Consider the following 25,677-nt stretch of genomic DNA (forward strand, 5'->3'; position numbering starts at 1 on the left):
CAATCACACAAAGCCTACATACATACGCTTTACACTTTTTCAAGGCTTGACCACTGCCTGCGCCCTGGTCAGAATTTGCTCGGCCAGGGCCAGGAGATTGGCTTTACTGCCCGATGCAGCAAAAACAACCTCTTTCTCGCCCTGAGACACTACACCTTTAACAGTGATACCATCACCCTGCACCGTGTAGAGGCCACTAATAACATAAGCACCCGGATAGTCTTTGGCTTCTACATAAGCCACTGGCGCGTCGGCTCCACGGGCACTGAGATCAATGAGGGCAGTACGCACCTGGTTACTCAGATCCAGCACATCGCGTAGGCGCGCGTTGTCAAGAAACCCCTCGACCACCAACACGGGCTTGGGATTAGCAAGTTGAATCTGCCCCTGAACGGCGGGTGTCACCTTCCCCACATCGAAGGTTGCCGAGACCTTGCCCCGGTTCACAGAGTTGTCAAGATTCTTAGGCCGAAAGAAAGGTTTCTGAATACCACCCAAGCCCCGAGCCAGTTGGGGAACCACCTTGACAGCATGGCCCAGCCAACCTTCTACGTCCAGAAATTTGTCCACGCCCTCCTGCCGCAGTGAAGCTCCCCTCATGCCCTGCAACAGAGCATAGGTCAGCAGACCCTGCCCATACACACTCGCTTCATAACTCACAGCATCGGCCGCAGACCCCGCCAGCACATACATATTGGTGCGTTCGTACAAATCATCCAACGCTCGTTTTTGACTCGCTGGGACGTCGCGGGCCATCGTCAGTATCTTCTCGGCGCCCCGACCGGCCGCGCACACGTCCAGAATAACTACCTTCTTTTTGGCTGGAATCTGATTTAAGTAGTCAGCGATTTCCCCGCTCGACAGGGTGTAGTGCTCCCGAGTAAACCGATCGTTCAGATATTCGCTATCCGTTGAGGTGGCGCCAGCAGTCAGGTAGTATAAATCAGGCTCGGTCTGGTCAGGATTACGGTAGTTCACACCATGCCCCGACAGATACAGCACAAAAATATCGTCCAGGCTTAGGGTTTGCGCTGCTTTCAGGGCTTCGATCAGTTGCTGTCGACTCGTTTGTTGCGGGCCATTGGTATAGCTGGTCAGCAGTGAAATCGACACATTGGCCGCTCCCAACAGTTCGCCCGCTGACAGGCGCAGCCCGTTAGCGATCTGTTCGGCATCTTTGTGGGCATAGCGCAGCCCCACGTTGGAGGTGCCGGCAACCACGGCCATCAGCCGAGGGGTTGGGTGGGATGTATTATTGGCGGTTTCTGATGCCACCACACCTTTAGACAAAACTGTCGGACGATAGACAACTCGTTCGGGACGACTACGAATCCAGTTTTCACCGTTGTTGGCGATAACACTAATGACGTTGGCCGTGTCTAACCGATTCTGAAAGCGCGACAGATCCAGGGTAAGCGACAGGGTTTGGGGATGGGGTTTAGGGGAAGATGTGGTCCTTAGATCGTTCACCGCTTCGACGCCCTCGATGAACACCGAGACCTTGCCGATGCCGCCATTGCGGTTCTGTAGCTGCACATGCAATAGACTCCCCTGAAGACTCAGACGAATAGTGGGGGGCAGCGGCACCTGAATAAGCGTGTCTACTTCCCGCAACGGGTTTTTGCTGTAGCCCATCAGAATAGGCAGTAGACCGGGCTGATAGTAGCGTCGTTTAAGCTGGTCGAGTTCAACTATTTTCCAGGGTTCCTGATGGTCGGTAGAATCGTTGACCACATAGTGCAGTAGCTTCATAGCCACTGGCGAAGCGTCGAACAGGCCGGTGGGGGTCGTCACGACCCAATCGGTATAGTCAACAGCGATCAGCGTAGCTATTTCGTCGCCGGTAGCGATGTTCCAGAGTTTGGTGGTGGTATCCCAGGATCCAGAAACGATAAAGCGACTGTCGGGCGAAAAGGCTACTGTTTCAACCTGATCCGTATGCCCCCTGAAGGTGCGAACGGGTTGGCCTGTCTGCGTATCCCACAGCTTGAGCGTGTTATCCGCTGATCCCGACAACAGATAACGGCTATCTGGTGAGAAGGCCACCGATTTGACCATACCTGTATGCCCTTTAAAGGTACGAACGGGTTGGCCCGTCTGCGTATCCCACAGCTTGAGCGTGTTATCCGCCGACCCTGACAGTACATAGCGACTGTCAGGCGAGAAGGCTACCGATATAACCATATTTGTATGCCCGGTGAAGGTGCGAACCTCCTGCCGAGTTTGCATATCCCACAGCTTGACAGACTTGTCATGTGACCCCGACAGCGCATAGCGACCATCGGACGAGATCGTCACTGTTCTGACGCCATTCGTATGCCCGGTAAAGGAGTGAACTGGCTGGCCCGTCTGTATATCCCAAAGTTTGAGTGTGTTGTCCGATGCCCCTGACAGGGCATAGCGCCCATCGGGCGAGATGGCTGCTGAGTAAACCTGAGCCGTGTGCCCGGTGAGGGTACGAACGTCCCGCCCTGTTTCTACTTCCCATAGCTTGACAGTTTCATCATATGAACCCGACAGGGCGTAGCGCCCATCGGACGAGATGGCTACGGAATGAACGGCATTCGTATGCCCGGTGAAGGTGCGCAGGAACTGACCCGTCTGCACATCCCAGAGTTTGAGCGTATTATCTCTCTCATTTGACTGCCGACTGTAAGCTCCGCCCTTCGCATCACCCATTAACAGGAACTGACCATCGGGCGAGAAGACGACCGATTCGACCATATTCGTATGCCCTCTGAAAATGCGAACTTGCCTCCGCATTGGCACATCCCAGAGCCTGAGGGTGTTATCCGATGATCCCGACAGCGCATGGCGACCATCGGGCGAGAAAGCCACAGATTCAACATGATCTATATGCCCCCTGAGTGCGCGAAGTTGTTGCCCTGACTCAATATCCCAGAGCCCCAGCGTGTTATCCCATGACCCCGACAGCGCATAGTGACCATCGGGTGAGAAAGTCACTGATCTGACAATACTGGAATGCCCTCGAAACGTGCGAATTTCCTGACCCGTCTGTATATCCCAAAGTTTGAGTGTGTTGTCCGATGCCCCTGACAGGGCATAGCGACCATCGGGCGAGAAAGCCACTGAGTAAACATGATCCGTATGCCCGGTGAAGGTGCGAACTGCCCGGCCTGTCTTTAAATTCCAAAACTTTAGGGTCTTGTCCAATGACCCCGATAACACATAGTTGCCATCGGGCGAGAAGGCCACTGAGTAAACCTGATCCGTGTGCCCTTTGAACGTGCGAACTTTCCGGCCCGATTGCACCTCCCAAAGCTTAAGTGTCTTATCCTTCGACCCCGACAGAATGTAGCGCCCATCGGGCGAGAAGGCCACTGATCTGACAATACTGGAACGCTCTCGAAACGTGCGGATTTCCTGACCACTTGCTATGTCCCAGAGCTTGATGGTATTGTCCCATGACCCAGACAACGCATAGCGACCATCGGGTGACAGGGCTACGGAGACGACCTGATCCGCATGCCCCGTAAAGGTGCGAACCTCCCGCCCTGTTTCTACTTCCCAGAGCTTGACAGTTTTATCATATGAGCCCGACAGGGCGTAGCGCCCATCAGACGAGAGAGCCACCGAGAAGACATGATTTGTGTGCCCAATTGGTACGACCAGCTGTGGTTTTTGGGCGTAGCCCATCATCGTACCTACGACAAGCAGCGTGCAAATCAGATAACGGGTCATATAGGAATAAACAGGGTATTGTCTGAGAAGATACGTACTATCCGGCGCTGGCCAGCGAATGGGTCAGATAGGGCAAATTGTTCGTACGCCTGGTTATTCCATAACCTGAAGAAAAGTAACAGAACCGCTCTACTTTCAAGAGACTTGCTGACTGAACGCATGAACTGTCGACATTACTACCCACCGTTCGGCTTTCCTTTGCTGGCGAGTCCCCTATCGCCCCATAGTCAATCCACACCAGGCGTATACAAAGTACGTTCCCAGCCTTAACACGAACAGGCGAATCTCGACAATGCAATACTATCCACTTTCTTACTACCGGGCGCGATACCCAAGCCTACACAGCTGGGGCGTCTGCATTGTCGAAATAGAAGCTAAAAGCTTCACCTCTGGGAGCGCTGACTATCGCCGAGACATTGGCCCACAAACAAAACCTGTTTAACCGGGCATTCCCTGTGTCAGTTGGACCCCGCCGAACGAGCAAAAGCTTGATACATGCGGCCCGTTTCCTGTCGCCCGACAAGCCGCCTACGTGGAGTGTTGGGCTTATTTAATCTCTACCTTATTACCACTACCCGACACCGAAACATCGGCTTTTCCTGCATCCGACTTGACCTTTACCTCGTTCCCGGCTGAATCGACCGCTACTGAATCCGTGTACCCCTGCCCATTGATGGTCACTTTCGATTGTTGCTCATTTTTGATTGGCAACCGGCCAGTAGTAAAGCGACAAACAGAAACGTTTTCATTTTAGCATGACAGATGACCCATCTGTTAGGGGAAGTACCAAGTCAAAGATGGTTGCAACGAATAAAAATATCCTAACGAACGCTTCAGCTTGTCGAAGACAACTCACCTAACGAACAAAAGCCAAACTTGCGGGGCTCTTACCTTGTCGCACGAACGCTGGACCGTTAAAATAACGCAGCCTACCCAAAGGGTTTTGTCGACAACACGCTGAAATGTAATCCCATTTTGGCGTGCTTACCCAACACCCGCAGGGGTTGATGGATGAGGATGCTACGTCCCTGAACACGAACAGCTTCCAACCTTTTCACTTCCTGCTGATTGGGCTGCCCGCTCCCCCTCGGGACGTGCTGCCTGTCACACGAAAATGCTCAAATCCAAGAGTTATTGTATAGAGCATTAAGCATTATTCTAATTGACTTCTTAGCGAATTGCTCTAACTTATTTTCATGATATTCAGGCCTTACTAACAAATCAGAGTCATTAGATGGGTCTTTAACATGTACCCAAGTATTTCTGAATTTTCTTAATTCATGAAGTTCATTCTTTAAATCACTGCTCAGTGAGGAGTTTTCGATTAACTGGTAAAATCCCCAGCCCTTTGATTGTTCAAGAGTAAAATAATCAAATCTTAAATGTGACTCGATTGCGGCTTGACAAGCTAATATGGAAGATAAATTAGCATGTCCGCAAAAAGCTATCTCAGCGTCTTTAGCTAAAAAAGTTGTCCATTCAGATAACATAACACCGCCCTGAAGTAGCTCTTCGTCTAAGCTGTTAATATAGTCCCATTTTTCCTGCTCTGTCATAAATCCACAAAACTTAAAATTTCATATTTGGGCAAACCCTAACACACCGAACCATGTACCCTGTCGCACGGATGCTGATTAGCAAACCAAAACTTGCCTAACAGGGGCGTTTCTCGTGTCAAACGAAACCCACCTAACGAGCCAAAACTGCCCTGTCGAGCCGAGCGATCTGTCGACTGCAAGCTCACCGCTACGTTTTTTTCTGTTTACTTCATCACCCAACGACCGAAAAGGCTGATGGCGAACGAGTTATTTGCCTGAACACGAGACTCTTGCTACCTTTACACCCTTTCGCTTGTTGGGCTGCAAACTCTCCTGCGTGGCGAGCACCCTGTCGCAGGAAACACGCCCCAAAGAGTAATTCTTATTCGAATAACGGACTGATAAGCTGTAATATAAATCCAACTACAAGAAGAATTAAGCCAATATTAGTTAACCATTTTGCATTCTTCAAAGTTGATTTACGATGCTTATCTAAACCTCCAAAGGATACAACATCACCACCGCTTAAAAACGTATCCTTAAAATGCTCTAATGCAGTGATTGATATATTGAGCATCTTTGTAGTTTGATTTAAAGCGATAGCTAAGATCACAGAACCAACGGTATTGAAAATAAGACCAACGATAGACAGCATTGTCATGTGAGTGAACCAAGGTTATAAAATTGATATTAAGCAAGTTCTCTTTGTCAACCGAATGCTAGCTAATGAGCCTAAGCTTGCCCGATTGAGATGTTCGCTCTGTCGGCTATTTCCCAGTGTTAATAATTCTATCAATTTCCATTATTTCAATTTCTTCTTGTGTAGCGGAGCTTAAATCCCAAGCATAACAATTAATCTTACAGTTTTTACATTTCTTACCTACTGTTTCGGCTTCCAAATTGCAAACTCTGCATTTGACACTTAATTGAATACTATTAGCCGCATTTGTTTTTGCAAGAACTTCTTTTAAAGATTCACTTCCGAAATTCGTAGCAATGCTTTTTACAATTTGTCTTACCACTAGAGGCTGTAAAAGGTTCTTCTCTCTTAGTTTTATGAGTGTGTTTAAAAAACCTTCAATATTATTATGAAATTCATATTCTTTTATCTTTTTACCAAAATAAATACCAATAAAAATAGGAAAAATTGATACAATAATTCCTGCAACGATTTCAACAATGTAGTTATCTAAATTTGTTTTTGCTTCGGTATGTAAATATTTACATAAATTCTCACGGTAGTATATCACAAGACATAGACAACCAATTATAAAAGCAATGAATATAACTTTCCTGTGTTTTAGTAAATGACGCATATTCACTAATAAATAATTTAAAAATGAGGATACTGGTTATGTAACAAATGACCGTCTAACTTTTCAACTTGGCCCAGTTAGGCAGATTTACTCTGTCAGCCGAAACCCGGAAATGACAGGGTAAATCTGCCTAACTGGGACGTTTCTCGTGTCGCATAGAACCCCGAAATGTAAGCCTAAAGTTACCTTTTCGGGGTGTTTAAACTGTCCTACGGAACCCGCCACGCAAGCACATCTTGGCCGGTTCACCCAACACCCCTGAGTGTTGATGGATGAGCACGCTACATGCCTGAGCAAAACCAACCCGAAACCTTTACACACTCAGTAAGATGTACTGCTACTTTTTAACTTATTGATAACCAGCGCACTAAAAAGTAGCAGTTTTCGGGGGTTTGTTCGTGCGCGAACACGGTGGTGGTTGGGCTATCCACTTTCCTCCGGGACGGGCAACCTGTCGACGGATGACTAAGATTTATAAACAATTAGAGTATTCATTATGAGGTCAAAAAAGAGCGAATACATCTCTTTATACTTTGCCAAATCTATCTTATCTTTATTTATTTGAAAATTTACAATTAAATTATAATGTTTATCAGTAATAAAATAATGCTTACAATAAAAGTTAATATTAAACCCCATTCTCTCATATTCATCTTCATATTCTAAAACCAAGCCATGACATCTATCAATAATGATACGTTTATCACTAATTTTTTTTACTTTTTCTGTTGCAATTTTTTCAAGTAAAAAATCTGGTTGCAGTTGAAGATCAGCTATTTCTTTTGTTGTGGATTTTGTCCACTCATCATCGGGTATGTTCAAGTCTAGTACAACTGTATTTAACACAACCGTAAAAGCAGCCATAACGCTTTGATGAAAATTTTGAACGAACCATAAAACATGTGGTCGCTTACCTTCTCTGATAGACCAGCTTAGAGGAATTTCTATTTCAAATCCAAAACCTTGTGATTTTGTATTCTCTAAAGAATAGAGAGTTCTTTTAAAGCCTCGCCTGTATTCCTCTAAGGGATTTGAATCAAATTCAGGTTTATAGGCTAATAAGATTTCTAACATAGGAGAGGGAATGAATCCTTTTGCTCTAAGTCCAATTTCAATAATAAATTCTTTAGATGTATCAAGTGTAAAATCATCTTCATTAATAAAAGTATCTAAATGCTCTATTAATATTTTATTATAATTATCCCATCCATCTGCCAAAGTTTTTTGTAATGTATTGATAATATTTTCAACTGATGAATTAAAAGAAAGCTTCCATTCTAGCCTAGCTAACAATATGTCCTTTTTTAATTCCTTATATCTCTTTTCAATTATATCAAGCGATCTCTCTTGACCAAAATAAAATCCATAAGTTCTCATTAGACCGCTAAACATCTCTCTGGTTATTACCTCGTCATTCTTGGAGAAATCGTTATCGACGCTATGCGATTTAACCAAAACCATTTGTCCTAATTCATGATCAGGGTTCTTAATTTCTCCGCCAATTGGCTGCTGATTTGAGATATTACCAGTTCTTCTTACCACTTCCGTGATTATTTCTAAAACAGATATATAGGTATTTTCATTTTCCTTAAGATAGTTGATTAGTGAATTTGTAAACGGACTACCTTGGCCAGGTTTTCCATCAGATACTGTTTCTATGCCCCCTGAAGCTAAATACCACCTAGACTTCCTCGAATCTAACTTACTATAGTTTTTTTCATTTATGTTGTCTCCCTTTGTTAAAAACGTTCCTGAGAAACAAGAATCGGATATTAAAAAAATATGCTTCGCCTTAATGTCTTCGATAATATCTTTTAAAATCACATTTGGAATGTAATCTATAGCTGAGTCAGTAGCGTCGAATGGAATCCATGAGCCTTTACCGGTAGTATGATTAATTTGCCCATGACCTGCATAATAAATAATTAAATTATCCTCATCCGTAGATAAATATTGGAGAGAAGTTAATTTTTCAAGAATATTTCTTCTTGTAGCTGATTCATTATAAATTGGATCTACAATCGTTTGAAAATTATAATTTTCTGTAAGTTCTCTAATAATATCTTCACAGCCTAAAACTGAATTGTTTAGATTGTTATATCTATCATCTTGATATCTATCTATACCAACAACTAAAAGGTAATTAACTCTATCGCCAAGCTTAGACATTCCTGTAAAAGTAAATTAATACTTAAACTCAACTTAAAGGATTTTCTACTTAGAATAAATATGTTCTTGTCGCACGCTACGTGGCAAACCCACCTGTTAAACTGGCTCAGTCAGGGTGTTTCTCGTGTCGACCGAAGCTTCAAAACGAGCCAAAGCCGCCTTGTCGCGGGACGTATCGCCTGTCGACCGAAGCCCGACCGCTACGTTGTTTCTTAGCTTGACTAGTTCGCCCAACGCCAACGGGTATTGATGGTGAGCACAAAACGCAACTGAACACACGTACCTAAACCTTTACACACCCGTTCGGTTGGGCTGCCCAACTTTCCTCCGGAACGAGCGGCCTGTCAACGGAGAGTTACTCCACGCGGAACGAATCAAAAACGCACGCATCCCTGCTTTTCAGATCCGCGCGAAGCCTAGATACTTTCCGCTTTATTGGGTTAGCCCATTACTAAGTATCTCTATCTCATGCCGACCGAGTTCGTTTAAAGCTTGTCAGCGCCTAAGTACCCCTTGTCGCTCGGAATACCAAAATCAAGCAATCGAATCATTGTATTACCCCAAGATTATTTATGTTCACCAAAATTAATCTCGAACTGCCCGATAGCTGCAATCTTCTCTCTCCTGAGTTGAGAGCTTTGATTTGTTGCTGCTAAATCCACACCTCTTATAATTTCCTGCACAGTTAAAACTCTATTTTGGGTAACTTTAATGATTCCAGATTCATCAATTTGCCTGTTTTGCTGAAGTACACATCTTATCGCTGTTCCATTTATAAATTCAATTTTTTTATCAAGTACGTCGTTTTTGAACTGTTTATCAGACATTTCAAAACTTATTACTTTGCCGTTATACAAGCCCTTCCAATTGAAATTTCCTTTCTTCAAAACAGGAGATATAATTTCAATAATAGCATTGTCATCTATTAAAGAAGCAACATTATCACTATGCAAGATAAAATAAGCGAATGCAGACTTTTCTATTGTTTTGGCTTCTTCGACAGGTTTGTTATTGGAGTTTAATCGTTGAACTGATAATTTATCTATTTTGGAATACGTAACCAACCGCTTGTAAAAATTAGACCGTCGCCAGTTTACTTTATAATCTTCGTCAAGAATATCAAGTGCATTTTGCAGTGTGTCCTCTGAAACTAATTTATCATTACGTATTGTATCTCTTATTTTTCTAAGTTCTTCACGTTTCAATTCATTATCAAGTGTCAAATTTTCAATCTGAAGACGAGTTAGTTCTTTATTTTCAACAGGCATCCTCGCAATAAAGATGCCTATCAAAGTAATTAAAATTGTAATTTGATTTGAATTTTTTCCGATAAATTTCCAGACTTCTTTTAAACCACCTTCGTCAAAAGCTTCACTTTCTACTTCTACATCTATGTCGAAAATTGATGTTATTTCTTTATATATAGATAATAATTCTTTTTCACACTGGTTCCTTATAAAGGCATTCATCGAGTGTGAATTATCACGGAAGTAATAATGCAACTCTAATTTGTTCGCTTGCTCCGCCACTTTTAAACTATTTACTAAATATTTAGTTAAGCACTCGCACTATTTTAATTCACTATACTACCCTCTGCTAGGTAATAGAGTTCAGAATTGGGCTGCCAAGTTTCCTTATCTGCAAGCCCACTGTCACTATCATAGTGACAGCGCGAAGTGCAAAAATACCAATCGGATTCAAGACCAATCCGAAACCTTTCACCACATGATAAACCCGTCTTGTCGATCCTTAAAAACAGAGACGCTTACTTTGGCGGACCCAACCCACCTGATTCACTAAAGCTAAATCAGTGAGGCATTTACCCTGTCGCACGAACACCGACCATCTAATTAAACACTACTTGGCATGACGATTCTCATATCGTCAGGAGCGACCTAACGAGCCTAAAGTTAATCTGTCAGTACGTTTCTCGTGTCGCACGGAAGCCCAGCACTACTTTTCTGGCTGTTAGCACCACCCAACATAATATTGTACGTAAACTCAATTAATGACAAAGTGCTGGTGATCAAACAATTGACGTTAATTGCATGAACAGAAAACTCTTCCTTTTTGTAATTATCTTTACCACAACAGCAATCTGGTATAATAATAGACACATCGTGTGTACCGATCACTAACAAGAAGCCAGAAAACCAGACTCGTTGTGGTCGAATTTATTATCCGGTAGTAAAACGGGGATGGGCTGCCAGACTGGTTCTGGGCAACGGGGGCGGCAGATTTGTAAAAAAACGTTAGCCGGGTTTTGTATCTTGCCCGAAACTGCCCATTCATTCCTATGCGTCAACGGATCTACCTGTTACTCTGTTTCTGGCTGCCCCTGGCCGCGGCTGCCCAACCCACTACCATCCTGCCCGAACGCGAACGGGCCCGAATTGTCGATGAGATTCTCGAAGACCGGTTCAACAACCTGCTCCCGCAGCTGATGCGTCGCGAAGGGCTGGATATGTGGATCATTATCTCCCGCGAATACAACGAAGACCCGGTGCTTCGGACCATGTTGCCCAGCACCTGGCTCTCGGCCCGCCGACGGACAATCATGGTCTTTTACGACACGGGCAAGGAAGTAGAAAAGCTGGCCATTGCCCGCTACGATGTCGGCAACCTGCTCAAAGGCGCCTGGGATATCGATGTGCGGCCCAACCAGTGGGAAGCCCTGGCCAAAATCATCGAGGACCGTAAGCCGAAAAAGATTGGCCTCAACACCTCCACCAACTACGCCCATGCCGATGGCCTGTCGTCGACCGAACAACGGGAGTTTCTGGAAAAGCTGCCCGCCGATTACCGCAAACGCATCGTGTCGGCCGAGAAGGTAGCCGTGGGCTGGCTCGAAACCCGCACCGAGAAAGAAATGGCGATCTACCCCATGATCTGCCGGCTGTCGCACCAGATCATTCAGGAAGGGTTTTCGGAGAGCGTGATCCAGCCGGGCGTCACCACCACCGACGATGTGGTCTGGTGGTTCCGGCAGCGTATCACGTCGCTGGGACTCGACACCTGGTTTCACCCAACGGTGGATGTGCAGCGGGCCGACAGCCAGGATTTCGAGCACCTGCGTACGTTTTCGAAGCGGCCCGATAAGCAGGTGATCATGCCCGGCGATCTGCTCCACGTCGATTTCGGCATCACCTATCTGCGCCTGAACACCGATCAGCAGCAACACGCCTACGTACTGCGCCCCGGCGAAACGGATGTTCCCGATGCGATCAAAGCCGCGTTCAAACAGGGTAATCGCCTGCAGGATATCCTGACCGACCAGTTTAAGGCCGGCAAGACGGGGAACCAGATGCTGCTGGCCGCCCTGGATCAGGCGCAGAAAGAAGGCATCAAAGGCACCATCTACTCGCACCCCATTGGCGTGCATGGCCACGCGGCCGGCCCTACCATCGGCCTCTGGGACCAGCAGAAGGGTGTTCCCGGCACGGGCGATTACCCGCTGCTGGCCAACACGGCCTACTCCATCGAGCTGAACGCGGCCGTCGAGCTGCCGGCCTGGAAGAAAACAATCCGGATCATGCTCGAAGAAGACGGCTTCTTCGATGGACAGTCGTTCCGCTACATCGACGGACGGCAAACGGAGATCTACACCATTCCCCGCCAGCTGGGGTATGTGAAGTAGGGGCTAAACCAGAACGGGTGCCTGCCATAGACTGAGCGATGAAGCAGCAGGTCTACGGCAGGCACCCGTTCGTTTACCGGTATGGCTTAGGCCAGGCGGTTGATGCAGTTCAGATCTTCGAACGCGATTTTCAGGCGCGACACCATGCTTTCTTCTCCTTTGCGGAGCCATACGCGCGGGTCGTAGTATTTCTTGTTCGGCGAGTCGGCTCCTTCGGGGTTACCGAGCTGGCTTTGCAGGTAGCCTTCTTTCGCTTTGTAGTAATTCAATACCCCTTCCCACATGGCCCACTGCATGTCGGTGTCGATGTTCATCTTCACGGCGCCGTAGCGGATAGCCTCCCGAATTTCTTCCCGGCTCGATCCTGATCCGCCGTGGAATACGAAGTTTACCGGCAGCGGCCCCGTTCCGAATTTCTCCTGGATGTAGTTCTGGGAGTTGTTCAGGATGATCGGCGACAGTTTCACATTACCGGGCTTGTATACCCCATGAACGTTACCGAAAGCCGCAGCAATGGTGAAGTTCGGCGATATTTTGCTCAGCTCTTCGTACGCATACGCCACTTCCGACGGCTGGGTGTACAGCTTGCTGTCGTCAACGTCCGAGTTGTCGACGCCGTCTTCTTCGCCACCCGTTACGCCCAGCTCGATTTCGAGGGTCATGCCGATTTTGGCCATCCGCTCGAAGTATTTGGCGCAGATCTCGATATTCTCTTCGATCGGCTCTTCCGACAGGTCGAGCATGTGCGAGGAGAACAGCGGCTTACCGGTCTGGTCGAAATGTTTTTCGCCCGCCGTCAGCAGCCCGTCGATCCAGGGCAGCAGTTTTTTGGCGCAGTGGTCGGTATGCAGAATGACCGGAACGCCATACAGCTCGGCCACCTGATGAACATGGGTAGCGCCCGAAATCGACCCGGCAATCGCGGCCTGTTGTTTGTCGTTTGGCAACGCTTTTCCCGCGTAGAAAATGCCGCCCCCGTTCGAGAACTGAATGATCACGGGCGAGTTAACGACCTTGGCCGTTTCCAGTACGGCGTTGACGGAGTCGGTGCCAACAACATTGACAGCCGGCAGGGCGTAATCATTCTCGTTAGCATGCCGAAAAATTTCGGAGACAGCGTCACCGGTCACGACGCCGGGTGCAAATCGAGTGGCTACATCGCTCATAAGAAGGGTATTTTTGGATTCGTTCAAGATATAATTTGCCGGAAAGCAGATTTCCGCCTGTCACGGCCAACGGGGGGTAAAATTGCGGATAATCCGGAAATAATACTACTTCAGCCACCGCGGTTCCGCGCCCAGGCCCGTCTTATTAGTCGACCAAAGCGTCTGATCCGGTTTTATTTCTCCGGAACAACCCGCCTGATTTACAGCCAGTCGCTCCGGTAGTGCACCCTTGTTATCTGTTGCTATCAGTAGGCAATCGGGGCCGACGGGTTTGTCTGGTATAGCTTTTTCGCTCTACCTTGCATCCATTCGCTAAACCCAGACTCGTATGAAAACCGTATTCTTTTGCCCGATGTGGGGCATGGAAAGCCTGTCCTATCCTGAAGCCGCCAAACGGGTAAAAGCCGCTGGCTACGACGGCATGGAAATATCGGCCGGACCCGGCAAACGCAAAGAAGCCGTTCAGGTTATGCGCGACCAGGGCCTGGAGGTGATTCTGATGGCCTTTGGCGGAGGCAGCAACTTTACCGAGCATAAACAGAAATACCGCGATGACCTGCTCGATATTGCGGCCAACAAACCGCTCTTCATCAACGCGCATACCGGTCATGACTACTTCACCTTCGAGCAGAACGCCGAACTGATCCAGACCGCTCTCGACGTGCAGAAGCAGACCGGGGTCCGTATCCTGCACGAAACCCACCGGGGACGGTTCAGCTACAGCGCCCCGGCTATTCAGTACTACCTGCTCAAACTACCCGATATGCGCCTGACGGCCGACTATTCGCACTGGGTCAACGTGGCCGAGTCGTACCTGGCCGACCAGGCCGAGAACGTAACCCGGGCTATTGCCGTCAGCGACCATATCCACTGCCGGGTTGGCCAACCCGAAGCCCCGCAGGTGTCGGACCCGCGCGCCCCCGAATGGCAGGCCGCGCTGGAAAGCCACGCCAAATGGTGGGACGCCATCCGGGCCCGGCTCCAGAAAGCCAACGCCCCTACCCTGACCGTTACCTGCGAGTTCGGGCCGGCGCCGGGCTACCTGCCCACCCTGCCCTACACCAACCAGCCCGTAGCGAGCCAGTGGGACATCAACGTCTTCATGAAAGACTACCTAAAAAAGCGCTGGCAGGAAAATTGATACATCCATTCCGAATAGCGCAATATGCGTTGGCAAACGAGCTGAATCCTACGGCGTTATTTGTAACTTTACTTCATGCTCCGCTCTCTCTTCATCGCTTGTGTGTTTCTCTGCGTTTCCCTGCCACCGGCGCAGGCGCAACTGGCGCAATCGCTGCGGATTGAGATCCCCTCAGACCCCAACGAACCCGAAGCCTTCGACGTTGTTCCGCTGGCCGACCGGGGGGTACTGATGACCGTACGAACGGGCGGTTTTTTCGACAACAGCCCGGCCGAATTCACGTTTCAGAAGTTCGACACCAACCTGAAATCGCTGTGGAGCGTTCGGTTCAAACAGGACATCAAGTACAGACCGCTGCTGTCGTATAATGATCAGCAGTACATGTATCACCTCTTTCGGGAGTACGATACGAACCGGTTTCAGTTTCTGCGACTCCACCTCGACGATGGCGTTGTTGAAACGATTGACGGTGTGCTGCTCGACCAGTTCGACATTCAGCAGTTCAAGGTGATGGGGAGTCAGGCCTACGTGGGTGGCTACCGCCATCAGCGCCCGGTGGTGATGGCATTTTCCTTTTTCGACGGTTCAGCCAAAGTCCTGCCCGGTTTGTACGTGAACCATATGGACATCAGCAGCCTCGAGCTCGACGAAACCCGACGGGAGATCAATGTGCTGGTTCACTCCACCCGGCGCCGGTGCCGGTTCTCGATACGCACCTACAGTTACGACAGCAAACTCATTCGCGTAGTCGATTTCGACGGGGCTAAAAACAGCCTGATTTCCGGCAAGTTGCTGCCCGTCAACGAGCACGAATCCCTGCTGGTCGGTAACTACTCGGCCGATTGTACGCCTTATTCGCAGGGTATCTACGTGACGCGCGTACGGCACCCCGAGCCGGGCGAATCCATGGCCGAGGTCACCGCCGACGCCGTAGGGGCGATTCAGTACATCGAGTTTTCGGAACTACAGAACTTTTTCAACTACCTCAAACCCCACCGCCAGCAAAAACTCAGGGCCCGGGCACAGAAGAAAAAAGAAGAAGGCAAGGATTACAAGTTCCGCTACCGGCTGCTGGTGCATGACCTGCAACCCACCCCAACCGGCCTCACCCTCGTTGCGGAGGTCTACTATCCGCAATACCGGACCAGCACCCTGGGCTACAGCGGTTACCTCCGCGGAGCCGACCGGTACGACGGGTTTCGCTATACCCACGCCTTTGTTTGCGGCTTCGACAAACAGGGAAAACTGTTGTGGGACAACTGTCTGCCCATCAAAGAGCTGCTCAATGCCGAGCTAACCGAAATGGTACAGGTCTCCCAGCAGGGCGACCGGATGGTGCTGGCCTACCCGAACGACGGCGAAATAACGACCGAAGTGATACAGGGCAACAAAGTGCTTAAGGAAACGGAAAAGATAAAAATACAGACCAGCGATACCGACGAACGCGTCACCTACTCGGCGCAGGAAAACCTGATGGCCTGGTACGACCGCCACTTTCTGGCCTGTGGCTTCCAGAAGATTGCAGCTTCTAAAGCATTTCCGAACCCGCGCGAGGTCTTTTACCTGAACAAACTCACCTACGATCCCGATGCCCGCCCCGCCAGTACGGCTAGCCAAAAAACCGCCGGATCAGGGCGATGATCAGGTTCAGCAGCACACTGACCACCAGACAGGTGACGATAGGAAAGTAAAAGCCTCCCCCGTTTTTGCCCATAATCCGGATGTCGCCGGGAAGGCGGCCCAGCCAGCTGAGCCGATCGCCCAGGACATAAATAACGAGCCCGACCAGCAGCAGGGCTGCCCCCGCCAGCATGATGTATTTACCAACCGTTGCGTTCATATAAATAAGCGTCCCTTCCCGTCAACGAAAGCCCCCGCGGTTGCGGTTCAGTCAGGCTTATAAAATCAGGTCGTCCGGATTCTGAATCTCGCGCAGGTCGGTGGTCACCTCAAAGCGGCCCGCTCCGGCGCGGTGCAGCGGATCATGACTAAAGTAAGGGCTGAAGTCAAGCTCCGTCAGCGCCTGAATCTGCGACAGCGGCACCTGGTACGTCCGAAACGCCCCAAATCCGTCTTCGGCTATTCCTTCGCGCAGATCGACCAGCAGGCTTTTCTGACTCAAGAGATAACCCGTCATGGAGAGTTCACCATCTTTTTTGATCACGGCGGCTACTTTCCAGAACTGGAGCGGCAGCAACACCCCCCGGTAGGGTATATCGGCCTCGCCGAAAACCGGCCCCGTAAACACCGACACCTTCAGCTGGGCCAGCTTCGTATTGTTCAGGATATAATCTTCCAGGTCGGCCCAGGCTTTCTGGTTCAGGCCCGCATGTTGTGGGCACGAGTTCGTGTAATGAAAGGTGTCGTCATTGGCCTGCTGGGCCTGCGCGCCCCAGACCGGATCGAGCCGCCGAACCATGTGACCCCGGTCCAGGTCGTTGTTGGCATATACCTCCGGCCCGGTCTGGTAGGTTTCGCTCAGGCGCGGGTCCAGAATCCAAACGTCGGAGCGGCCCATCGACTGGGTTCGCTGACCGTCGATGTTCACCGCCGTGGCTACAGACAGTCGCCGGATCCGGTGCATCGCCACGCTGAAATTTCGATAGGCCAACACGGTTTTCTGGTCGATTGTCAGAGCCAGCCGGTCCGTGATCGGGGCCAGCAGCGACTCGAACGAAATGGACGTTCCGGTCAGAAAAGCCGGGTCGTAGCCGTTGCGGTCTGTGTAGGTCCGGGGTGCTGGCTTGCGCGTCTCGAACCCAACGGCTACCGGACCGAAGCCGACCGAGACAGCCTGTTCCACCCCGGCTGCGCCCAGCTCGATACGGATCCGGAGCGGAACGGTAAACTGAATAGTTCGTACCGTTGCATCGGTCGATACGGGTATAGCGGCCGCTACTGACGAAGATGTGTTGTTGTCTGACATGGCTGACGGAACGGTTTAGGGGCAGACGCTGACCGAATCGGACAGGGCGAACTGGGTGAGTGATAAAGTTAATGTACAATTTTGGGGTATAGGTCGACTGGGTTCACAAGCGGCTAACTAGCTTATTTAACGGCCGTTAGATTAACGTATGTCGTACAGCAGCAACCAGACGAATACAATTTATTTACGAACATCTCTTGACTTTGATAGATAATTTCTCTACTTTTGCACCAGATTTTACAAGCGGCATCCGTCGCGTCTCTGTTCTCTCACTATTTACACGCTGAGTTAGGTCTGACAGAGTCCGGTATGGACATACCACAGTACGGATGTACAGATGGGTTTTCTGGGTGGACGTCCCGCCGTGAGCGGGACATTTGCGCGTGGGCTAATCGGTCAATTTTCATTGTCTTCTCCCCTATTGACAGGCTGGGGGTTTGGTGGTCCTTGTTGGGTCGTTGGGCAATCGTTCGTTGGGCAATTCTCGCATTATCGCGCCGTTCACTGGCACATACTCGTCTTCGCTTGGAAAGTTTAAACAAAACTTTCTAAGAGTAATGAAAACGAAAAAAAGTAACACAGATGAGCAGGATCTTCTGCTCACACAGGATCAGCCTACTACCGACGTTGCCGCCGTTGACGTCCCCAAGGCTAAAGTTCCCCGCAAAAAAGCAGCTAAACCGGAAGAGGCTCCTGTAGCCGCAGCCCCGGTCGCTGATGACAATGACGCCGAAACGCCCGTTGCCAACACCGAGGTAGAACAGGCCGTTGCCGAGGTTATTACGGTTGATGAAACAACGCCGGCCGCAGCCCCGGCGCAACCCGTTGTTGATCCCAACCAGGTGCTTTTCTCGCAGCTGGATATTTCTGACGAGATTTTACAGGCCGTTACGGACATGGGCTTCATTAGCCCGTCGCCCATCCAGGCCGAAGCCATTCCGCCCATTCTGGCGGGTCGTGACGTAATTGGTCAGGCCCAGACAGGTACGGGTAAAACGGCCGCGTTTGGTATTCCTACCCTCGATCTGATCGACACCCAGGACCGCTCGGTACAGGCGCTGATTCTCTGCCCCACCCGCGAACTGGCCCTTCAGGTAGCCGACGAAATTCGTAAGCTGGCCAAATACAAACGCGGTGTACGCATCGAAGCCATTTATGGTGGCGACTCGATCGAACGCCAGATCCGGTCGCTGAAGAGCGGGGTGCATATCGTAATCGGTACGCCCGGCCGCGTTATGGACCACATGGAGCGCAACACGCTCAAACTCGACAACGTTAAGATGATGATTCTGGACGAAGCCGATGAGATGCTCGACATGGGCTTCCGCGAGGATATCGAAAGCATTCTGGAAGATATGCCCCAGGAGCGCCAGACGATTCTGTTCTCGGCTACGATGTCGAAACCGATCATGCAGATTACCCAGAAGTTCCAGAAAGATCCGGTGCTGGTGAAGGTCGTGAAGAAAGAGCTGACCAACGTCAACATCGAGCAGGTCTACTTCGAGGTGAAACCCAAGGCGAAAGTCGAGGTGATGTGCCGCCTGATCGATATGTATGACCTGAAACTGCTGCTGGTTTTCTGTAACACCAAGCGCAAGGTCGACGAGATCGTTGAAGACCTGCAAATCCGGGGCTACCAGGCCGAAGGGCTGCACGGTGACCTGCGGCAGGCGCAGCGCAACAACGTAATGGGCAAGTTCCGCTCGGGTACCACCAGCATTCTGGTCGCGACCGACGTAGCCGCCCGCGGTATCGACGTAGACGATGTCGACGCCGTGATCAATTTTGATATTCCCCTCGACGAAGAGTATTACGTACACCGTATCGGCCGGACCGGCCGCGCGGGTAAGTCGGGCCGGGCGTTCTCGATGGTCGGTCGCGATGAGAAATATCGCTTCCGCGAAATCCAGAACTACACGAAAGTACGGGTCGAGAAAGGCGTTATTCCGTCCTTCGAAGACATTGTCGGTATTCGTAAAGCCCGCTTTATCGAACAGATTCAGCAGACCATTCAGGACAGCAAAGACCTGAACCTGTACGAAGATACGCTGACCCAGCTTCACCACGCGGGCTTCTCGACCGAGCAGATCGTAGCCGCCCTGGTAAAACGCAGCATGGGTCTGGAGAAAAACGAATTTGCCGATCAGAACCTGGCCCTCGAAGACGATCGCCGTCGTGAGGATCGGGGCGGACGGGGCGACCGGTTCGAGCGCGGCCCGGGTCGGTTCGACGACCGGCGTGGCGGTTCACGCTTCGGCGACCGCGAGGATCGGGGCGGCTCACGCTTCGGTAACCGCGACGATCGGGGTGGTTCGCGCTTTGGCGACCGCGACGACCGCGGTGGCTCACGCTTCGGCAACCGCGACGATCGGGGTGGCGACCGGAAGCAATACTTCGAGCGCGATGACAAACGGGCGCCCCGCGAGCGCGAAGCGAACATGACCCGCCTGATGGTTACCATCGGTCGTAAGGATTACGTTCGGCCGGGCGATATCGTAGGCGCTATTGCCGGTGAAGCCAACATTCCGGGCAACACCATCGGCAGCATCGATATTTTCGACAAGTACACCTACGTTGATGTGCCTAAAGACGTAGCTAACCGGGTCGTTGATGCCATGGAAGGCAACACGATCAAAGGCCGTCGGGTCAACATCGAGATTGCCCGCTAAGCGCGAGCAACTCATCTATACACCAAAACGCCGGACGGTTTCGATCGTCCGGCGTTTTGTGTTATACGGGTTAGTCACCCTGCTGCGTCATGCCATACTCGAAGATCTTCTCCCGGACCTGACGGGCGCGGGCTTCGTCGGTTTTCTGCCTGAAGCGCTCGACTTCGTCGCACCACCGACGAGGCTCTTCGCTATCTCGACCAGTGCGATGGGCAGGCAGGAGTCCTTTCTAAGCTGGTGTTGCTGAAGCTGTACCTGCCCGATGCTGAACAAGCGTGGCGGTTTCTGACCCAGGGGAACGATCGTTCGTGGAAGCGCTCATTGTCTATTTTGGTACTCAGCCTGTAGAGTTCGCCCGCCGATGTAATTCAGGCCTACGAACTGGGCGCCAATTCATACATTATCAAGCCCGTTAACCTGGCATACCTATTTTTCCTCGCTGCGTCTGTACTGGTGGGAAACGGTTACGCTGCCCGTGGTAAGCCCCGCACCAAAGCCGTGAGAGCTACGGCAATTCGTAGTAATACCCGAAGATAATTCCCATTTCATCCTCACTGGTCAGGCCGAAACCAACGGCCTTGCTGGTGGTATTGTTGTAGGTAATTTCGGAAGTAAGCCCTTCGCCGGCCTTCAGGTCGATGGGTGTTTTGAAGGTAATAATGTCCGGATGCTCCCAGTCGGTCGAGGTATAGATAATCTCGCCGTCGCGGGTGCCGCCCTTGATCCGGATCACGAACTTTTCGCCCAGCTTGTGCATGTGCGACGTCAGCGTCAGAATACGACGCGGTTTGTTGAAGGTGAACGATCGGGTGGCGGTGGTGCGCTGATTGGGCGGCAGGTTCAGGCTGCTGTTGCCCAGATCGAGCGTCTGCACGACCTGTTTGACCTGCGCGGGGTCTATGCTGTAGAGATTGAACTGCGCTTCGCCCTTCATAACGCCATCGGTCTTGTTGACGTAATGCGAGTTCAGATCGAGCGACGCGCCGGCGGGCAGCAGCAAGGCCATGCCTTCAGGAAACGTGTAATCGATATACTGCGCCTGCGATCCGGCCAGGTACACGTGGTTCGACATGGTCAGGGCCGTCGCGAAGTTCAGCGAGTTGTCGGGGTTACGCAGATCGCGGATGTCGTTCAGGTTCGGCAGCAGGCTTTTGTTCCGAAAGTCGTAGGCTACAAAGTGATGGCTGCCGCTGCGCATCTTGATCTCGTAGCGGTTTACGTACATGGGGGCCGTGTTGCCCACCAGCTGACGGGTAAATAGCTCGCGTTCAAACTTCGGCTGGATATCGAAAGCCGCAATCCGCATCTGTATCCCCCGCCCGCTGGCCGGTGCCGCCAGGGGTTCGTAGGTGGCTCCGGTAGTCGTTTTATCATCCAGCAGAGCCGCATCGGCCACACTCCCCGTTTTTGGAGCGCCCGCTTCGATCCAGCGCCGAACAAACTCGACCTGACCATCGGGCAGTTGCGCACTCCCCAGCGGCATCAGGTTACCGTACTGACGGCCGCTATGGTGACCGGCGCTGGCGTTGAGTTTATGGTAAAGCAGGCTCTCCAGCGACGCAAACGCCTTTACCCGCTTCAGCCCGTCGGCTTTGGCTGAACTGTTTTTGGGGTCAACGCCCACCAGGTTCTGATACGCCAGCCCCGCAGCCAGTACCAGGCCGTGCTGCGCAAACGAAGGGTCTTTCTCCGACGCGTGGCAACCCGCCGTAGCACAGGAGGGGGTCAGAATTTTCTGCTGCATCAGGTCGAACGACGATACCGCCGTGGGGTCGTCGGTCGCGTCGGTGGCGGCATTCTGGCACGAAGCCATGGCCAGCAGCAAACAGGCAACTCCAATTCCTGAGGGCAAGAGCGTAGACGTCAGACGGTTCATACAGGTTTGGGAGGAAATGCGTTCGTTCTGATAACGAAAAAACAGCGGCTGTAATACCGCACAAGTTACCTGTTTTTTTGTTGCGATGGGCAGCTAATTCCCTGATTCAGAAACGGAGAACAAAGTCCTGCCGGGGCTGTTCGGTACGCATAAATACGAGCCCTACCCAGTACAGATCAACCGTTACGCGCACCGCCGGGTGGTTCTTTATGTACGCCCAGGCCTGCTCCATCTCCTCCGACCAGTGAATGTCGTCGAATACAAACACCGTATCGTTATGGGCGTGAGGCAGGCAGGTTTCGAAATAACGGACTGTAGGCTCGTAGCGATGGTTGGCATCGAAAAATACCAGATCGAGCGCGTCGAGGGAGGCAAGCCGGGCCGGCAGGGTTTCGTCGAGGTTGCCCACCACAACGGTTGTATTGTCAATATTGAGCTGCTCGAAGTGCTGACGGGCCAGCGCAGCCGTTTGCGGACAACCTTCAAACGTCCACACCTGCCCCTGGTTGAGCCGGGCGGCTTCGGCCAGATACGCCGTTGTCAGCCCCAGCGAAGTACCCAGATCGAGCACCGTTCGCGCCCGGAAGCGCCGAATCAGCCGGTAAAGCAACCGACCAAAGCGGGCGGGCTTCTGCGAATGCCGGGCAATATCGGCCACGCTGCGCTGCCGCGAGCCATTTACTTTCGAGCCTGCCCCGAAGTCGGTAATATCGATCCGGTTTTTGTTCCGACGTACTTCGTGTCGAAGCGAGCGGATTGGCGCAAAAGCCGGTTCACGCCGGTTGTCGGCCTGGATAACTTGGGTATACAGGGCAAATAAAAAGGGCGAATGCAGCGAGTGCTCGTCGCGAGCGCGGCCGAGGTAGCGGAAATAAGAACGAACCAACGGAGAAAGTAATGACTAATTTAAGCGGAATGGCACGACCATCGTAAACTCGGGAATATTTACCTGGAGCCGTTTTCCGTCAATAATGCGCTCGACCAGATAGGTGCCGGCCATCTTGCCCATACTCGACCGGAGGTTACAACCCGACACGTATTCGTGTACCTCACCCGGCTCCAGAACGGGTTGCAGACCAACTACGCCCTCGCCTTCGACCTCTCGGACGGTGCCGTTCGAATCGTAGATGAGCCAGTGCCGGCGAAGCAGCTGGATGGTGTAGTCGCTCGCGTTTTCGATCGTGATTCGGTAGGTAAATACGTAGTGTGCCTGAAGCGGGCTGGAGTAGTCCGATTGATACTCAGTCTTCACGCTCACTTTTACGCCTTCAGTGACTGACGATACCATAATTATCCTGTCGTTTGGCAACCTTACAACGAAAATACGGTTGATAAGTTATTTTACGCAAGAACCCATCTTAAAAATTTTCGGGGTATAGGTTCCAGCGGTTTTGGCCTATAATTCCCATTCACCCGTATCAGTTCCCGCAAATGAAAGTTTCCATAGCCGAATCCTGGCAACCTTACCTGCAACCTGAATTCGACGCGCCCTATTTTCAGCAACTGGCCGAATTTCTTAGACAGGAATACAGCACCCAGCGCATTTTCCCGCCGGGAAAACTGATTTTCAACGCATTCGACAAATGTTCGTTCGACGACGCCCGGGTCGTTATTCTGGGGCAGGACCCTTACCACGGCGAAGGGCAGGCCAACGGACTGGCGTTTTCGGTAGCCGACGGTATACAGAAGCCCCCCTCCCTGGTCAATATCTTCAAAGAAATTCAGGATGACCTGGGCAAGCCCGTTCCTAAATCGGGGAACCTCGAACGCTGGGCCAGTCAGGGGGTTATGCTGCTCAACGCTACGCTGACCGTTCGCGCCGGGCAGGCGGGGTCGCACCAGGGCAAAGGCTGGGAAACATTTACCGACTCGGTAATCAAACTGATTTCCGACCAGAAACAACACGTGGTCTTCATGCTCTGGGGAGCCTACGCCCAGAAGAAAGGGGCCGTGATCGATAGTAAGAAGCACCTGGTTCTGAAATCGAAACACCCCTCCCCCATGGCAGCCCAGTGGGGCGGCTGGTTCGGTAACAAACACTTTAGCCAGGCCAACGACTACCTCCAGAGCAAAGGCCTGCCTCCCATCGAGTGGTAAGACGTTTTTGTCATCCCTTCTGCCGCACCGGCGGACCGGTCGGGATGACAAAAAACGCGGGATAACAAAACGCCCTTATCAGGAGCTGGACCAGGCCCTGCCACCAGTCTCATCAATCCGAACAGCCGAAGGGGCAGGAACGGGAGAAGCGGATAGGTTTAGTATCCAGCTTTTTCCATTCCTGCCCCTTCGGCCGTTTTTCGGCTGTTTTCTTAATCGATCGTTCTGAACAGACGATTCCAGCGGATTTTGTTATACCACTTGTCCGGGTTCGGATCGAGCGACATCCAGACGAACACGGCTTTGCCGACAATATGATCGGCCGGCACGAAGCCCCAGAAGCGCGAATCCAGCGAGTTGTCGCGGTTGTCGCCCATCATGAAATAATAGTCCTGCTTAAACGTGTATGAGGTGATTGGTTTGCCGCCAATCTTGATACCGGTTGGACTAGACACTACGTTTTCGTTGCCTTCGTACAGTTCGATGACCGGGCCGTAGAGCGCTATGGTCTGCGCATTGATCGGAATCGTTACGCCCTGTTTTGGTACGGTAATCGGGCCAAAGTTGTCGTGGTTCCACTTGAACGTCGGGGTACCGTAGATACCCGGCGACATTTCGCCCGGCTTATCGCTCATCGGCTCGATTCCTTTCACCCAGTCGAACCCCTTCAGCTGATTGGTAACGGTTTCGGTCGTGTTGATGCTGTACCCCACCATGGTCGAACTCTTGGTCGAGTCGTTATACTGCTCCAGGGGCTTCCAGTTTTCGGTCGGCTGGCCCGGATCACGGTAGTCGTTCACGATGTCGTACTTACGGAAGAAGGCCGCGTCCAGCACCTCGGCTGTTTTCAGGAAATATTTCTGCTCCGAGCGGGGCGGCTTGGGCAGCAGGGTGCCGTTGACATACACTTCCCGCTGCCGTACTTCGAGCACATCGCCCGGGATACCGACGCAGCGCTTGATGTAATTCGTTTTCAGATCGACCGGGTAGTCGATGTTGTCGTTCAGGTATTTGGGTGGTACGTTGAACACGACGACATCGCCATTTTTCACACTCGTGAAGCCGGGCAACCGGTACGAGGGCAGCTGAATGGCCGTGCTGTACGACGGAATGTTGGTTCCCCAGATTTTCTGGTGAGTCAAAGGGACCTGGAGGGGTGTTGTGGTAGTACGGGTACCGTAATGGAGCTTGCTCACGAACAGAAAATCGCCCACCATCAGGCTGTTTTCCATCGATGGCGTCGGAATCGTGAAGGCTTCCATAAACAGCCACCGGATGAGGGTAGCTGCCACAACGGCGAACAGAATCGAATCGAACCATTCGCGGAGAGGTGATTTTTTGGCTTTAGCCGGTTTACGGTCGGCGCGGGTTTTAACTTCAGACACGTCCTATAACAATTAATGATGAATGATTACCGATGAATGATGGTCGATGAAAGGC

Annotated in this window: 19 protein-coding genes; 5 read left to right on the top strand and 14 right to left on the bottom strand. The window is 51.1% G+C overall.

The window, feature by feature from the left end; genetic code table 11:
• Positions 1-39: 39 nt before the first annotated feature.
• From B1C80_RS06905 to B1C80_RS06930, 7 genes are all read right to left on the bottom strand, one after another.
• Positions 40-3,702, bottom strand: a complete 3,663-nt coding sequence (locus B1C80_RS06905; RefSeq protein ID WP_077920334.1) for a cytochrome D1 domain-containing protein — start codon at positions 3,700-3,702, stop codon at positions 40-42.
• Between the two features lie 546 nt (positions 3,703-4,248).
• The gene (locus B1C80_RS28365) at positions 4,249-4,413 is read right to left on the bottom strand and encodes a hypothetical protein (RefSeq protein WP_161492724.1); all 165 of its coding nucleotides are present in this window, start codon (positions 4,411-4,413) and stop codon (positions 4,249-4,251) included.
• Between the two features lie 407 nt (positions 4,414-4,820).
• The gene (locus tag B1C80_RS06910; RefSeq protein ID WP_077920335.1) at positions 4,821-5,258 is read right to left on the bottom strand and encodes a hypothetical protein; all 438 of its coding nucleotides are present in this window, start codon (positions 5,256-5,258) and stop codon (positions 4,821-4,823) included.
• Between the two features lie 364 nt (positions 5,259-5,622).
• A complete protein-coding gene (locus B1C80_RS06915; protein WP_139361599.1) occupies positions 5,623-5,895 on the bottom strand; it encodes a hypothetical protein in 273 nt (90 codons plus the stop codon).
• A 112-nt stretch (positions 5,896-6,007) separates the two neighbouring features.
• Entirely contained in the window at positions 6,008-6,556 is a 549-nt protein-coding gene (locus tag B1C80_RS06920) for a hypothetical protein (RefSeq protein WP_077920337.1), read from the bottom strand.
• A gap of 465 nt (positions 6,557-7,021) precedes the next feature.
• A complete protein-coding gene (locus tag B1C80_RS06925; RefSeq protein WP_077920338.1) occupies positions 7,022-8,725 on the bottom strand; it encodes a caspase family protein in 1,704 nt (567 codons plus the stop codon).
• 566 nt (positions 8,726-9,291) lie between these two features.
• Positions 9,292-10,194 carry a hypothetical protein gene (locus B1C80_RS06930; protein ID WP_139361600.1) on the bottom strand — a complete coding sequence of 301 codons (903 nt, stop codon included), beginning with the start codon at positions 10,192-10,194 and terminating at the stop codon, positions 9,292-9,294.
• An 827-nt stretch (positions 10,195-11,021) separates the two neighbouring features.
• On the opposite strand from B1C80_RS06930, the gene B1C80_RS06935 reads away from it, so the two are divergent.
• Positions 11,022-12,362, top strand: coding sequence for a M24 family metallopeptidase (locus tag B1C80_RS06935; RefSeq protein WP_077920340.1), 1,341 nt, complete (start codon positions 11,022-11,024; stop codon positions 12,360-12,362).
• Positions 12,363-12,448: 86 nt separating this feature from the next.
• On the opposite strand, the gene fbaA is transcribed toward B1C80_RS06935, so the two are convergent.
• Complete coding sequence (gene fbaA / locus B1C80_RS06940) at positions 12,449-13,528, bottom strand: class II fructose-bisphosphate aldolase (RefSeq protein ID WP_077920341.1); 1,080 nt, start codon at positions 13,526-13,528, stop codon at positions 12,449-12,451.
• Positions 13,529-13,856: 328 nt separating this feature from the next.
• Between fbaA and B1C80_RS06945 the strand changes: the two genes are divergently transcribed.
• Together B1C80_RS06945 and B1C80_RS06950 are read left to right on the top strand one after the other, a co-directional pair.
• Entirely contained in the window at positions 13,857-14,669 is an 813-nt protein-coding gene (locus B1C80_RS06945; protein WP_236648662.1) for a sugar phosphate isomerase/epimerase, read from the top strand.
• 75 nt (positions 14,670-14,744) lie between these two features.
• The gene (locus B1C80_RS06950; RefSeq protein ID WP_077920343.1) at positions 14,745-16,310 is read left to right on the top strand and encodes a hypothetical protein; all 1,566 of its coding nucleotides are present in this window, start codon (positions 14,745-14,747) and stop codon (positions 16,308-16,310) included.
• On the opposite strand, the gene B1C80_RS06955 is transcribed toward B1C80_RS06950, so the two are convergent.
• Positions 16,279-16,509: a DUF2905 domain-containing protein gene (locus tag B1C80_RS06955; protein ID WP_077920344.1), complete on the bottom strand. Its 231-nt coding sequence runs from the start codon at positions 16,507-16,509 to the stop codon at positions 16,279-16,281. The two genes, B1C80_RS06950 and B1C80_RS06955, sit on opposite strands and share 32 nt — an antisense overlap.
• Positions 16,510-16,566: 57 nt before the next feature.
• Entirely contained in the window at positions 16,567-17,595 is a 1,029-nt protein-coding gene (locus B1C80_RS06960; RefSeq protein WP_077920345.1) for a DNA/RNA non-specific endonuclease, read from the bottom strand.
• 557 nt (positions 17,596-18,152) lie between these two features.
• Here B1C80_RS06960 and B1C80_RS06965 point away from each other — a divergent pair.
• The gene (locus B1C80_RS06965; protein ID WP_077920346.1) at positions 18,153-20,264 is read left to right on the top strand and encodes a DEAD/DEAH box helicase; all 2,112 of its coding nucleotides are present in this window, start codon (positions 18,153-18,155) and stop codon (positions 20,262-20,264) included.
• A gap of 505 nt (positions 20,265-20,769) precedes the next feature.
• On the opposite strand, the gene B1C80_RS06975 is transcribed toward B1C80_RS06965, so the two are convergent.
• From B1C80_RS06975 to apaG, 3 genes are all read right to left on the bottom strand, one after another.
• Positions 20,770-22,140: a hypothetical protein gene (locus tag B1C80_RS06975; RefSeq protein ID WP_077920348.1), complete on the bottom strand. Its 1,371-nt coding sequence runs from the start codon at positions 22,138-22,140 to the stop codon at positions 20,770-20,772.
• A 106-nt stretch (positions 22,141-22,246) separates the two neighbouring features.
• Positions 22,247-23,026 (bottom strand): O-methyltransferase, encoded by a 780-nt coding sequence (locus B1C80_RS06980; protein ID WP_077920349.1) that lies wholly within the window; start codon positions 23,024-23,026, stop codon positions 22,247-22,249.
• A gap of 15 nt (positions 23,027-23,041) precedes the next feature.
• Positions 23,042-23,428, bottom strand: coding sequence for a Co2+/Mg2+ efflux protein ApaG (gene apaG, locus B1C80_RS06985; protein WP_077920350.1), 387 nt, complete (start codon positions 23,426-23,428; stop codon positions 23,042-23,044).
• Between the two features lie 143 nt (positions 23,429-23,571).
• On the opposite strand from apaG, the gene ung reads away from it, so the two are divergent.
• Entirely contained in the window at positions 23,572-24,237 is a 666-nt protein-coding gene (gene ung / locus B1C80_RS06990) for a uracil-DNA glycosylase (protein ID WP_077920351.1), read from the top strand.
• 212 nt (positions 24,238-24,449) lie between these two features.
• Here ung and lepB read toward each other — a convergent pair whose 3' ends face one another.
• Entirely contained in the window at positions 24,450-25,622 is a 1,173-nt protein-coding gene (gene lepB / locus B1C80_RS06995) for a signal peptidase I (RefSeq protein WP_077920352.1), read from the bottom strand.
• Between the last annotated feature and the right edge of the window lie 55 nt (positions 25,623-25,677).

Origin of the sequence: Spirosoma sp. 209, assembly GCF_002006735.1 — a bacterium.
In the GTDB taxonomy this organism is placed as follows: domain Bacteria; phylum Bacteroidota; class Bacteroidia; order Cytophagales; family Spirosomataceae; genus Spirosoma; species Spirosoma sordidisoli.